We start from the raw sequence: 13,585 nt of genomic DNA, 5'->3' as shown, positions 1-13,585 counted from the left end.
TTCCCGAAAGTATACAACATTAATATAGCTTGAATACTGCTTGGTAAATGGTTTAAAGGATATTTTTTTAACAATTTTTAACTTCATTTAGTTCGGTTTATTCCGAACTAAATGTATTTTTGCTTCGTAAAATTTAAACGACTATGAAAAAAACAGAAAAAAGGAAGTCGGAATTGGTTGAGAAACTAGGTATTTTCTTTGAGAAAAAAGAGCAGATGGCTCCTGTGGCCGCCCGTATTTTTTCTTATATCATTTTAACCGGGAAACAAGGCACGACCTTCGAAGATTTGGTATCAAATCTTTGTGCTAGTAAGAGTACTATTTCAACTCACTTAAATCATTTACAAGATTTAAAAAAGTTGAGCTACTTCACTAAAACAGGAGATAGAAAAAAGTACTTCATTATCAATAGCGACACGATGCTTCAAAGTATCAGTACTATGGTTGAAGAGTGGAAAAGCGAAAGAGAATTGCATAAGGAAATTAAATCTTACAAAGAAGAGGAGAACAAAGCTTTAGAAGATGAAAACAAATTCGAACTCGGTTTTCACGACAGTTTTATCTATTTTTTAGACGGTGCGATAACATCCATAAATAAATTAAAAGAAACCATAATAAATAATAAACACTAATCAATTTATAATAATGAAACGATTACATATATACAGTTTTGCTATACTTGGAGGACTTGCATTACTTATTTCCAGTTGTAAGCAAGAGCAACAACAAGCACCGCAACAGCAAGCCTTATCATTGGCCGTAACTGAAGTTTCGCAGAAAAGCGTAACGGCTTACACGACCTACCCAACAGCTATTGAAGGTATAATTAATAGTGAGGTACGAGCCAAGGTATCCGGCTATATTCAAAAAGTATTTGTAGACGAAGGTCAAAAAGTCAAAAAAGGCCAAGCGCTTTTTAAACTGGAAACCCAAACGTTGAGTCAAGATGCCGAAGCGGCTAAAGCTCGTGTTAACGTGGCTCAAGTTGAAGTAGATAAACTAAAACCTTTAGTTGAAAAAAACATCATAAGCGAAGTGCAATTAGAAACCGCCAAAGCAAATCTGGCACAGGCAAAAAGCACATACAACAGTGTGGTTGCCAATATTGGATATGCTACTGTAACTAGTCCTGTAGATGGTTTTGTTGGGGCTATTCCGTATCGTGAGGGTTCGTTGGTAAGTGCTACCAGCGCAAAACCATTAACTACCGTTACCAGTATTGAAAGGGTGTTTGCTTATTTCTCAATGAATGAGGCCAACTATTTGGATTTTCTTCAGCAAACCGAAGGCAAAACACTTCAAGATAAAATTGATAATTTCCCAAAAGTAGAATTGGTATTGGCCAACGGAGAAACTTACCAACAAAAAGGAACTATTGAAACCGTAACTGGGCAAATTGATGCCACTATGGGGACAGTGAGTTTTAGAGCGGTTTTTGATAATCCCGATTTTTTACTAACCAATGGAAACAGTGGAACAATTAGGATTCCTACGGTTTACGAAAATGCTTTAATAGTACCACAATCGGCTACTTACGAACAGCAAGGACAAACTTATGTTTATACCGTTGGTAACGATAATTTGGTAACATCAACTTTAATCACCATAAAAGCTAAAACCGAAGTGTTTTACATTGTAAGTTCTGGTGTGAAGGCAGGCGATTTATTCGTGGTTAAAGGCATAGGCAAATTGAGAAACGGTATGCCAATACAACCACAGAAAGTAGCTTTCGATAGTATTGTTAAGCCTATAAAACCATTATTTCAATAATCTTTTAGAGCGATAAACTATGTTAAGAACATTCATAGAGAGACCTGTACTTTCAACTGTAATCTCCATCATCATTGTCATTTTGGGTATTTTGGGCTATTCAGCATTACCTGTTGAACAATACCCAGATATTGCACCCCCTACCATTCAAGTAAACGCTAACTACCCTGGGGCCAGTGCCGAAACCGTTATGGAAAGTGTCATCATTCCCATTGAAGAACAAATAAACGGCGTAGAAGGGATGACTTATATAACTTCAACAGCCTCTAATGATGGTTCTGCCAGTATTACGGTGTACTTTGATCAAGAAACGGATCCAGATATTGCGTCAGTAAACGTGCAGAATCGTGTGGCGAGAGCAAATGCATTATTACCTCAAACAGTAATTCAGACAGGTGTTGTTACACAAAAACGACAAACTTCGGCATTAATGTTTATGTCCGTATATACAGAAAATGAAGATTACGACGCAACATTTGTACAAAATTACCTGAAAATTAATGTTATCCCTAGTATACAGCGTATAAATGGTGTAGGAGATGTCATGGTATTTGGTAGCGGTGATTATACAATGCGTATTTGGCTAAAACCTGAAAAATTAGCAGCATATGGTCTTGTGCCTTCAGATATTACGGCAGCATTACGAGAGCAAAGTTTAGAAGCTTCTGCAGGTTCTTTAGGACAAAATGATGGACAAGCATTTTCGTATAACATCAAGTATGGTGGTCGTTACAAAACTGAAGAACAATATTCTAACATTATAATAAAAGCACTTGATCATGGAGAGTATTTGCGGTTAAATGATGTAGCTTCCATTGAACTGGACGCACAAGGCTATAATGTTTATGGTTTCACAGATGGCAATCCCAGTGTCAATATAGGTATATTCCAAACGGCAGGATCCAATGCACAGGAAATAATAGAAAATATTAAGCTGGAGCTAAACCGTTTGTCAAAAGATTTTCCTACTGGTGTTGAATATGAAATAAATTACGATACCAACGAGTTCCTATCGGCATCAATGGACAAAGTAAAGGTTACCTTGATAGAAGCTTTTTTATTAGTATTCCTTGTAGTATTCATTTTCCTTCAGGATCTTCGTTCAACTTTAATTCCTGCCATTGCCGTTCCGGTAGCTATTGTGGGGACATTATTCTTTCTGAATTTATTTGGGTATTCCATTAATCTATTAACGCTGTTTGCCTTGGTATTGGCCATTGGTATTGTGGTAGATGATGCCATTGTAGTGGTTGAGGCGGTACATGCTAAAATTGACCAAGGAGCTAATAGTGCGAAAAAGGCGACCCTAGATGCAATGCATGAAATTTCAGGAGCAATTATATCCATTACATTAGTCATGGCTGCAGTTTTTGTTCCTGTAACCTTTATTCAAGGGCCATCGGGAGTTTTTTATGAGCAATTTGGGATTACCTTAATTGTAGCAATTTTAATTTCGGCTGTGAATGCCTTAACCTTGAGTCCGGCACTTTGTGCGTTGTTTTTAAAAGGTCACGACGAGCAAGAGCACAGTAACAAAAGTTTCATGCAGAAGTTTTTCGATAAATTCAACGCTGGATTTAACGCTGCTACAGAACGTTATGGGAAATCATTAGCGTTTTTGTACAAAAACAAATGGATAACTGGTGCATTGCTTGTGATTTCTGGAGTAGGAATTTGGTGGGCTGCGAGTACCACACCAACAGGTTTTGTTCCTGAAGAAGATAGAGGAATTGTATTCTTAAATGTTGAATTGCCTGCAGGTGCTTCAATAGATCGGACTAATTTGGTAAACAAAGAGATTTATGAGAAAGCCAAACAAATTCAGGGTGTGGAATCTGCAACTATAGTTAGTGGTAGAAGTTTAATAGGCGGTGCTGGTAGCAACTATGGTCTTGGGTTTATAAAACTAAAAAATTGGGATGAACGAAAAAACGAAGACGAATCTTCCCAGGCCATCATAGGAAAGTTATTTGGAATTGCTGCAACCATTCCGGATGCCAATATCATATTCTTTGCGCCACCAAGTATTCCTGGTTTTGGTCTTTCAGGTGGTTTCGAAGTGAACTTAATGGATAAATCGGGTAAGAGCTTTGAAGATTTAGATGCGGCCACGCAGCAGTTTATTGGTAACATTATGAAGCATCCCGAAATACAATATGGGCAATCATCATTCAATACAAAATACCCACAATACGAATTGGATATTGATGTTCCGTTGGCCAAAAGATATGGTGTTTCAGTAAGCAGTATTCTCTCAACCCTTCAAGGTTATATAGGCGGTATTTATGCTGCAGATTTTACGCGCTTTGGGAAGCAATACCGTGTTTATGTTCAAGCACAACCTGAAGATCGGACCGATGTCAATTCCTTAAACCAATTATATATAAAAACCGGTAGTGGGGAAATGGCACCAATAACACAATTTGTCGATTTAAAACGTGTGTACGGTCCACAATCTGTAACACGTTTCAACCTATATAATTCAGCAAATATCACTGGTGCTTCAAACCCTGGGTTTAGTACGGGAGATGCTATTGCCATAGTACAAGAAGAAATAAAAAACCTACCTAGCAATTATGAAGTGGCCTTTTCTGGGTTGTCTCGTGAAGAGGTCAAAGCTGGAAACCAAACTGTTATCATTTTCTTATTGGTAATTGTGTTTGTGTATTTCTTATTGGCAGCACAGTATGAAAGTTATCTGTTGCCATTAGCTGTGATTTTTTCATTACCATTGGGCGTGTTTGGGGCCTTCTTTTCCACCAAAATGATGGGCTTGGAAAACAACATTTATTTCCAGATTGCGCTCATCATGTTAGTGGGTCTGTTGGCTAAAAATGCCATTCTTATTGTGGAATTTGCCGTTCAACGACGTCGTCATGGCGAAAGTTTGGTCGATGCTTCCATTAATGGAGCCAAAGCACGTTTGCGTCCAATTTTGATGACTTCTTTTGCCTTTATTTCAGGATTGATGCCATTGGTATTGGCCAAAGGTGTTGGAGCTGAAGGGAACAATTCTATTGGTACCGGAGCTGCTGGCGGAATGTTGATAGGAACCGTACTAGGGGTATTTGTCATACCAATTTTGTTTATCCTATTCCAATGGTTACAAGAAAAAGTATCAAGTAAACCTGATGTTGAAACTAAAAAATCTTAAAGCGTATGAGTTCTATTATAAATAAAACCTTAGTGGTAGTGATAATGGCTACCACTTTGCAAAGCTGCTTTGTGGCGAAGGAATATTCTCGACCTGAAATAGAAGAAACAGAGCACCTATACCGTACAGACAACTTACCACAAGATAGTTTGTCTATGGCTGATGTATCTTGGAAAGACCTGTTTACAGACGCTTATTTGAAACAATATATCGAAGAGGGGCTTCAAAATAATCTTGACATTCGTGTGGCCTTACAACAAATGGCCGCTGCAGAAGCTTATATGAAGCAAGGAAAAGCTGGTTATTTGCCAAGTTTGAGTGCTACTGCACAAATGACACATCAAGAACTGTCAAAAAACAGCCAGTTTGGATCATTTTTCAATGGAAGCTTACAGCAGTATGAAATAACTGGAAATCTATCTTGGGAAGCTGATATTTGGGGAAAAATTCGTAGCACCAAACGTGCTGGCGAAGCAAGTTATTTACAAAGTGTGGCTGCTCATCAAGCAGTGAAGACGCAATTGGTTTCGGCTATAGCATCAACTTATTATCAGTTGGTGGCTTTAGATGCCCAATTAGAAATTACAGAAAAAACCATAGCGACAAGGGATAGCAGTGTTTATACTATTAAAGCATTAAAAGATGCTGGGCAAGTTACACAAGTTGCAGTAGACCAAAACATTGCGCAATATAACAATGCCAAAGCTCTAAAAGTGGATTTGGAAGCGGCTATTTTTAAAACCGAAAACACCCTAAATTTGTTGTTAGGAAGACCTTTTCAAGCTATTGAACGCGAGGATTTAAATACCCAATCCTTGGATTCAGAAATCAAGTTGGGCGTGCCAGCAACATTGTTGCGTAATAGACCTGATGTTATGGCAGCAGAATATGGCCTAATTAATGCTTTTGAAATGACTAATGTGACACGAAGTCAATTCTACCCTTCTTTAACGCTAACAGCTAGCGGTGGATTTCAAAGTTTGGAATTAGATGAACTCTTAAGTGCTAACTCTCTTTTTGCCAATATTATTGGTGGTTTAACACAACCTGTTTTTAACAAGCGTGCCATAAAAACTCAACACGAAGTGGCAAAAGCACAACAGGAACAAGCCTTTTTAAACTTTAAGAAAACATTACTTACAGCGGGCAACGAAGTATCTAATGCGTTATTTGATTTTAATGCCGAGTCTGAAAAATTTGAATTTAGAGAAAAAGAGGTTGAAGCATTACGCAATGCTGAATCCAATTCAGAAGAGTTGCTTAAAAACGGTTATGCCAATTATTTAGATTTGTTAACTGCTAGACAAAGTGCCTTGAGTGCTGAACTAAATATGATTAATAACAAACTGAATCAGTTATTAAGTGTGGTAAATTTGTATGAAGCCCTTGGCGGTGGATGGAAATAATAGTAGGTTGTAAAATTTTAAACCTGGAAGCTGTACTAGTAGCCACAATTTTTTAAGCACATCCAATAATGCTGTCTGACACTTGGTATCTTTAGCCAGTTGTTTAATACGAAATTGCGGTGCTTTTTAATGCTTTCAGGTTGCCTGTGTATACCTCGAATACTTGGTTGGCTTTGGAATTGATGGGCAGTTGATTCCAAAGCAGTATCAACTTTCTTTAGGATCTGCCATAGCCAGTATAGGATTAAGTATTCCTACGGTAACCAATTTATGTGTGTGATTGGACATTGCATTAGTACTTGGTATTGACAAAAAATCTATGGTATTACTTGCCTTATCTTTTTTTACAGTCATGTTATCATTGAATAAAGGCAAAACCAACCTTAACTATGGCACGGTGCTCTTTATGATTTTGTTTTCCTATACGATTATTTATCCTTGATTTCTATTGAGTCATTCTACAAAGGACTTATTGATTAGTTTTTATACTGTGAGTTCGTTTATTTTCCCAATATTACAACCTTTCTGCCTAAAAGTGTAAGTTACAACACTATCTTAATAGCGAACTTTGTTTCATTAATAAGTATTAACATAAAATATATACATTATGGAAAAAGCTGTAAAAAGATTAGCGGATAAAGTGGCCATCATAACTGGTGGTGCTGGTAGTATAGGAAAAACCACAGCAAAACTATTTTTGGACAATGGAGCAAAAGTGTTTTTGGTAGACCTCGATGAAGACTCACTAAAAAAGGTAGCAGATGATTTAGGAAGTAAAAACATTAAATATGCTGCAGCCGATGTTACCAAGTCAGAAGATGTGAAACGGTATGTGGCAGAAGCCGTCAATGCATTTGGTACCATAGATATATTCTTCAACAATGCAGGCATTGAAGGTGTAGTGAAGCCAACCATAGATTATCCAGAGGATATATTTGACAAAGTGATTGCAGTAAACGTGAAAGGTGTTTTTCTGGGCAATAAGTATGTTTTGCCAAAGATGAATGATGGTGGAAGTGTTATCCTTACTGCCTCGGTTGCAGGAATTGCAGGCAGTCCCAATGTCACCGCATATATTGCAAGTAAACATGCCGTTGTGGGTATGATGAGGAACCTTGCAATAGAGGTGGCTCCACGTAAAATTCGTGTAAATACCATAAACCCATCACCTGTTGATAATAGAATGATGCGCTCGCTAGAAGCAGGCTATAGCCCTGACGATGCTGCTGGAATGAAGAAAGCTTTTGAAAATTCGATTCCATTGGGTAGATACGCAGACCCAATTGAAATTGCACAACTCGTTCAATTTTTGGCAAGTGATGAAAGCAAATTTATTACTGGAACAACACAAGTCATTGATGGAGGTATGAATGCTTAATAGATAACAATAGGGTCGCAACTAAATTTTAAGTTGTAAGGTATTGTGGTTTTCATAGTTTGATTGGTGTTTAACCCTTACATTCTTTAAAAAAGCCATCCACATTCTTTGATTGATGGTATACTGTTGGATGGTTTGCGACCCTTTCATTTAAAAAACAATCGAATAAAAAATTAAAAACATATAAGTAATTAATATATAAAAAAGTAAGTTATGAAAATAGCAATAACAGGAGCTACTGGCCAATTAGGGCAACTTGTAGTTCAGAAATTAAAAGAGAAAAAGATTGAAGCTGAATTAGTAGCTTTGGTTAGAAACCCAGAAAAGGCAGCATCTTTAGGAATAGAAGCCAGAACCTTTGATTATGACCAACCTAACACCTTACCCCAAGCGTTAGAGGGTATAGACCATTTGGTATTTATTTCAGGAAGCGAAATAGGTAAACGAGAAGCCCAACATTACAATGTGATTAAGGCTGCTAAACAAGCCCAGGTAAAGAAAATTGCCTATACCAGTTTACTTCATGCCGACACCTCGTCAATGATATTGGCGCCTGAACACTTGGCAACAGAACGTATGCTCATGGAGTCTGACATACCCTACACCATTTTGCGTAACGGTTGGTATACCGAAAATTATACGGCTGGATTAAAACAAGCTGTGGAGCAAGGTGTTATTATTGGGAGTGCTGGCAATGGGAAAATTTCATCAGCTACTCGTGAAGACTATGCCGAGGCTATTGCCGAAGTCATCACCAATGATGCTCACACCGGAAAAACCTACGAATTGGCTGGCGACCAAACCTATACTATGCAAGACCTAGCTGCCGAAGTGCGAAAACAAACCAGTAAAAGCATCGAATTTGTGAACCTCCCAGAGAAAGAATATGCTGAAAAGTTACAGCAAGTTGGTTTACCTCAAGGAATTGCCAAAGCTTTTGCCAGTTTAGATTACAGCGCCTCTAAAAACGATTTGTATAATCAAGACCAGATATTATCTAAACTCATAAAGAGACCTACTACCCAATTACATCAGGCAGTGAAGCAAGCATTGGCTTAAGTTTGTTATAGTTTTTTAATCAGTCATGAAACTTGATTAAATTTTTAAATTATAGATTTCCAAATTTTACAACTCATCTACCTAATAGTGTAATGTAAAACCCTTAATCGTTAGTTAATTTTGTACTATAACATTTAAAAAATAAACATTATGAAAACAACAAAATGGGTATTGGACCCAGCACACAGCGAACTAACTTTTAAGGTAAAACACCTTATGATTTCTAACGTAAAAGGAGCATTTAAAACTTTTGATGCCTCAATTGACGGTGAAGATTTTAGGTCTTCCAATTTTAATGCGACCATTGATACTGGTTCAATCTCTACTAATAATGATGATAGGGATGCACATTTAAAAAGTCCTGACTTTTTTGAGGTTGAGCAATATCCAGAAATCACATTTGTGAGTAAATCACTAAAAAAAGTTGATGACAACAAATTCAAATTGATTGGTGACTTAACCATTAAAGGAACTACCAAAGAAATAGAATTAGATGCGGAATTTGGTGGATACATGAAAGACCCTTATGGCAATGAAAAAGCAGGTTTTTCCATTGATGGGAAACTTAACCGAAAAGATTTTGGATTAAACTGGAATGCAGCTTTAGAAGCTGGAGGTGTTATGGTTGGAAATGACATTAAGATTAACGCAGAAGTTCAATTTGTTAAACAAGTTTCATAATTATTTATGAAATGGATAGAAAACAATTTATCAAATCCATGGCGCTATTGCCATTAATAGGTTTCAGTATGAATTTAAAAGATTTAAATAAAATGACCTCTACAATGAGTAGTACAGGAAAAATGCCTGTACTATTCTTGGGTCATGGAAGCCCAATGAATGCTATTGAAGAAAACGAATTTGTGGCGAGGTTTAGACAATTAGGTAAAGAGCTGATAAGACCAAATGCCATACTCTGTATTTCGGCTCATTGGGAAACTAACGGTACGTATGTTACCGCCATGCAAAACCCAAGAACTATTCACGATTTTGGGGGCTTTCCTCAAGCTCTGTTTGATGTTCAGTATCCTGCCCCTGGAAGTCCGGAATTGGCAAAAGAAACGAAACACATCATTAATAGCACAGAAGTGGGATTTGACGATAAATGGGGACTTGACCATGGTGCTTGGAGTGTTATAAAACATTTATATCCTAATGCAGACATTCCTGTTATACAAATGAGTATTGATTATACGAAGCCCGCCAAATACCATTATGAATTGGCAAAAGAAATTAATAGTCTTCGTCATAAGGGGGTTTTGATTATAGGAAGTGGAAATATGGTTCATAACCTACGTAAAGTGGAATGGAACAGGCTGAATGAAGAATTTGCTTTTAGTTGGACTATTGAAGCGAATGAAAAGATGAAAAATTTTATATTAAATGGAGACCATCAAAGTCTTATAGACTATAAATCACAAGGGAAGGCCTTTGATTTAGCGATTCCAACACCAGAACATTATATGCCCCTGTTATATACATTGGCATTAAAAGAAGAAAATGAAACTATAGAATTATTTAACGATAAACCTGTTGGTGGAGCACTTACAATGACATCCGTGAAAATAGGTTAAAAAAACAAAACTTATTAATTATGAATACTATTGAAATTAAATCACGTAAAGTAAATATCACTTTATTGGTATTAAGAGTTGGGATTGGATTATTGATGCTGGGTCATGGCATTCCAAAACTACAAATGTTGATTTCTGGAGATATACAGTTTCCAGGCGTTATGGGCATGAGCCCAACACTTTCATTGGCTTTAGCTGTATTTGCAGAAGTTGTATGTTCCATCTTACTTTTAGTAGGCCTACTAACAAGGTATGCGGCAATACCTTTGATAGTAACTATGTTAACAGCTGTGCTTATCATACATGGTGATGACCCTTTTGCAAAACAAGAATTAGGAATACTTTACCTTATAGTTTATTTGACTTTGTTTTTGCTCGGTAGTGGAAAATTTTCTTTTGATTCTGTTTTGAGAAATTATAGAGTAGATAAATAATATTAATTATTTTCTAACCATATTTAAGATTTAACCCTTATGAAACTTAAAAATAAAATATTAGTTAAGTCACTAGAATTATTTGAAACTTATGGGATAAAACAGGTTACAATGGATGATATTTCTGAAGCAATGGGTATCTCAAAAAAAACATTGTATATACATTTTGACGGGAAAAAAGAATTAGTAAATAAGGTCATTCAATTTCTTTTTGAATTACATTTTAAAACTATACATAAGATTATAGGCAACAATAATACCTCAATCGAAAAGATTGAGAAGATTTATGAATATGCTTTAAATTATTTAATGAAAGTTACACCTGTTTTTCATTTCGATTTAAAAAAATATTATTCTGATAGCTATAAGATTTATGACCTGAATCGTAGAAAAATAATTTTTGGAATTATTAAGGATTTTTTGGATGAAGGACAATTAAAAGGTAAAATTAGCAAATCTATACATACCGAATTATTCTGTGAATTTCATCTTATGAGCTTAGATAAAATTATAACCTATAATGCTTTGCCTACTGATTATAGTACAAGGGACATACTTGACAACTCTATTGGTGTAAGCTTGAAGGGTATTATTAATAAAGCGCAAAAGAAAAGGTGATTTAAAGTTTACTGATTTATATATACCCCTTTTTTTTCTCTATGTATTAATCCTGCTTCTACAAATTTGGTGATGTAGCCTTCTGCCGTTTTATGTGGAATGTTTTGTTTGGTAGTCAAACCTAAAAAATCTTACCGATTAAATTGTTTTGGTAAACTTTCTAAGTTGCAATATATTCATTTTGTTGTAAGTTGCTGTATAAATTACTTCTCGATAATGGTAATTTATGTAGCCTTATGGTGCAAAGTGGGACAATAAGTCCTGTCATTTCGTTAATCTTATCCTTGAACCAGATAACAAACAATAAATATAGTCAAGAAAGAGAAGATAAAAATTATTAAAGCCAATAATATCAACACATTAACAAATAATAGGAAGTGAGTTATTTCCCGCTAATTATTAACCATTATTAGTTGAAGTTAATCTTGCTACCCTTATAAGCTGGCATAAAAAGGTTGTTCCGTGAACATAGTTGAAAGTTTCAGGATTAAAGGATACCTAAAGTTCTTCTCTCCTATTCATAGGCTTTTCAAGAAAAATGTTACAAATACGGGGCAATTGTTATATGAATAAATACAGTTTAGTTTCTTATTGAACTTTGTAAAAATCAGGTGTTTCATTAAACTAAGTTTCTAGATTGAATAAATAATAAGAAGTTAGTCGCGACAGGGTTTAAACCTATATACGAAATCACAATATTTAACAGGATTTCATAACCTATCCAAAAGGCTTGGTGAAACAATAGCCAAACGTCAATTTTTCATTACCTAAAGTAGAGATAATAAAATATTTTCAAGAATTTATAAGTTAAGATCTTTTTGATTCTATTCTTATGTATATAACGGGAGTAAAAGTTACACCTATTATTATAACAAAGGTAATTTTTTAGTATATTTACCCTCGTTAAGACAACACAAGTAATATTTACCTCTGTTTAAAATGGCAAAATTTAATAGAAACACACCATATAATAGCCTACCTCTATTACCACCTAAAACAACTTTAGAAACTACTAAAGTGTTACGCAAGACAATTGATGCCAGCAGAGCTTTAGCACAACTTAATGGCATGCTTACCAATTTGCCAAACCCAACCTTATTTTTAGACACCATTCATTTACAAGAGGCTAAGGCAAGTTCTGAAATAGAGAATATCATAACTACTAATGATGATTTGTATAAATCTTTAGTAGCAGACAAAAAGTTTGATAATCCAGCAACAAAAGAAGTTATAAGCTATAAAGAAGCACTTTGGAATGGCTTACAAGAAATAGAAACACGCCCATTTATAAGTACAAACTTATGTGTTGAAATTGTACAAAGTATTAAAAAAAATACCGCAGGTATTAGAACAACACCAGGAACCGCTTTAAAAAATGCTAATGGTGAAACTATATATACACCACCAACAGGTGAAGCTGTTATAAGAGAAAAAATGGCTAATCTTGAAACCTTTATAAATGGTGAAGATGCTGCAGATCCATTAATTAAAATGGCATTAATGCACTATCAATTTGAAGCCATACACCCTTTTAGTGATGGCAATGGTAGAACAGGACGTATTTTGTTGTTACTCTACCTAAAACTTGAAAAATTGTTAGATACACCTGCTATTTATTTAAGTGAATATATCATTAAAAATAAAGCAGATTACTATACTAAACTACGTGAAGTAACCGAAAATAACAATTGGGAAGGGTGGATACTCTATATGCTTGAAATGGTAGAATATACTGCAAACAAAGGACTACAACGTTTAAAAGATGTTACTGATTTAATGGAACAAATGACTAAAGAAATTAGAGAGACCTTACCAAAAGTATATACCAAAGAATTAGTTGAAATACTATTTAGATTGCCTTACGCTAAACGACAATTTTTAATTGATGCCAAATTAGGCACACCAAAAACAGTAGGTAATTATTTGATGGAATTAGAAAAAGCCGGGTTTTTAGTTTCTGAAAAGGTTGGTAAAGAAAAACTATACCTCAACCATAGGTTAATGGCTGTGTTAGAGGCCTTATAATTTACTTGGTTAACAAAATGAAGCAACATACAATTGAAGTAAGGAATAATTTGTCTTAACGATGGTTTTATACAGTTGAATAGTGTAACATCATTTTCTTTGAAGTTCCATTGCGAACGCTGGCAAAGCGCATATTCACATAATACCAGTTAAAACTACAAAAATAA

Annotated in this window: 12 protein-coding genes; 11 read left to right on the top strand and 1 reads right to left on the bottom strand. The window is 35.4% G+C overall.

Annotated elements, in window-relative coordinates:
• Positions 1-143 precede the first annotated feature (143 nt).
• From ACRHNM_RS12350 to ACRHNM_RS12335, 4 genes are read left to right on the top strand one after another with little or no spacing between them, the layout of a single operon-like run.
• A complete protein-coding gene (locus tag ACRHNM_RS12350; protein WP_283635483.1) occupies positions 144-632 on the top strand; it encodes a GbsR/MarR family transcriptional regulator in 489 nt (162 codons plus the stop codon).
• A gap of 13 nt (positions 633-645) precedes the next feature.
• Positions 646-1,770 (top strand): efflux RND transporter periplasmic adaptor subunit, encoded by a 1,125-nt coding sequence (locus tag ACRHNM_RS12345; protein WP_283635484.1) that lies wholly within the window; start codon positions 646-648, stop codon positions 1,768-1,770.
• 19 nt (positions 1,771-1,789) lie between these two features.
• Complete coding sequence (locus ACRHNM_RS12340) at positions 1,790-4,924, top strand: efflux RND transporter permease subunit (RefSeq protein WP_431136965.1); 3,135 nt, start codon at positions 1,790-1,792, stop codon at positions 4,922-4,924.
• A 5-nt stretch (positions 4,925-4,929) separates the two neighbouring features.
• On the top strand, positions 4,930-6,330 hold the full coding sequence (locus ACRHNM_RS12335) for an efflux transporter outer membrane subunit (protein WP_431136964.1): 1,401 nt from the start codon (positions 4,930-4,932) through the stop codon (positions 6,328-6,330).
• A 207-nt stretch (positions 6,331-6,537) separates the two neighbouring features.
• On the opposite strand, the gene ACRHNM_RS12330 is transcribed toward ACRHNM_RS12335, so the two are convergent.
• The gene (locus ACRHNM_RS12330; RefSeq protein ID WP_431136963.1) at positions 6,538-6,684 is read right to left on the bottom strand and encodes a hypothetical protein; all 147 of its coding nucleotides are present in this window, start codon (positions 6,682-6,684) and stop codon (positions 6,538-6,540) included.
• Positions 6,685-6,937: 253 nt separating this feature from the next.
• Between ACRHNM_RS12330 and ACRHNM_RS12325 the strand changes: the two genes are divergently transcribed.
• From ACRHNM_RS12325 to ACRHNM_RS12295, 7 genes are all read left to right on the top strand, one after another.
• Positions 6,938-7,708, top strand: coding sequence for an SDR family NAD(P)-dependent oxidoreductase (locus ACRHNM_RS12325; protein ID WP_431136962.1), 771 nt, complete (start codon positions 6,938-6,940; stop codon positions 7,706-7,708).
• Between the two features lie 213 nt (positions 7,709-7,921).
• Positions 7,922-8,767 carry an SDR family oxidoreductase gene (locus ACRHNM_RS12320; RefSeq protein ID WP_431136961.1) on the top strand — a complete coding sequence of 282 codons (846 nt, stop codon included), beginning with the start codon at positions 7,922-7,924 and terminating at the stop codon, positions 8,765-8,767.
• Between the two features lie 150 nt (positions 8,768-8,917).
• Entirely contained in the window at positions 8,918-9,448 is a 531-nt protein-coding gene (locus ACRHNM_RS12315; protein ID WP_431136960.1) for a YceI family protein, read from the top strand.
• 11 nt (positions 9,449-9,459) lie between these two features.
• Positions 9,460-10,341 carry a 4,5-DOPA dioxygenase extradiol gene (gene ygiD / locus ACRHNM_RS12310; RefSeq protein WP_431136959.1) on the top strand — a complete coding sequence of 294 codons (882 nt, stop codon included), beginning with the start codon at positions 9,460-9,462 and terminating at the stop codon, positions 10,339-10,341.
• A 20-nt stretch (positions 10,342-10,361) separates the two neighbouring features.
• Positions 10,362-10,775 (top strand): DoxX family protein, encoded by a 414-nt coding sequence (locus ACRHNM_RS12305; RefSeq protein WP_431136958.1) that lies wholly within the window; start codon positions 10,362-10,364, stop codon positions 10,773-10,775.
• Between the two features lie 39 nt (positions 10,776-10,814).
• Positions 10,815-11,393, top strand: coding sequence for a TetR/AcrR family transcriptional regulator (locus ACRHNM_RS12300; protein ID WP_431136957.1), 579 nt, complete (start codon positions 10,815-10,817; stop codon positions 11,391-11,393).
• A gap of 939 nt (positions 11,394-12,332) precedes the next feature.
• Positions 12,333-13,418, top strand: coding sequence for a Fic family protein (locus tag ACRHNM_RS12295; RefSeq protein ID WP_431136956.1), 1,086 nt, complete (start codon positions 12,333-12,335; stop codon positions 13,416-13,418).
• The last annotated feature ends 167 nt before the right edge of the window (positions 13,419-13,585 follow it).

Origin of the sequence: Psychroserpens mesophilus (assembly GCF_050617655.1) — a bacterium.
Taxonomy (GTDB): domain Bacteria; phylum Bacteroidota; class Bacteroidia; order Flavobacteriales; family Flavobacteriaceae; genus Psychroserpens; species Psychroserpens mesophilus_A.
This window is presented reverse-complemented; position numbering and strand designations above follow the sequence as displayed.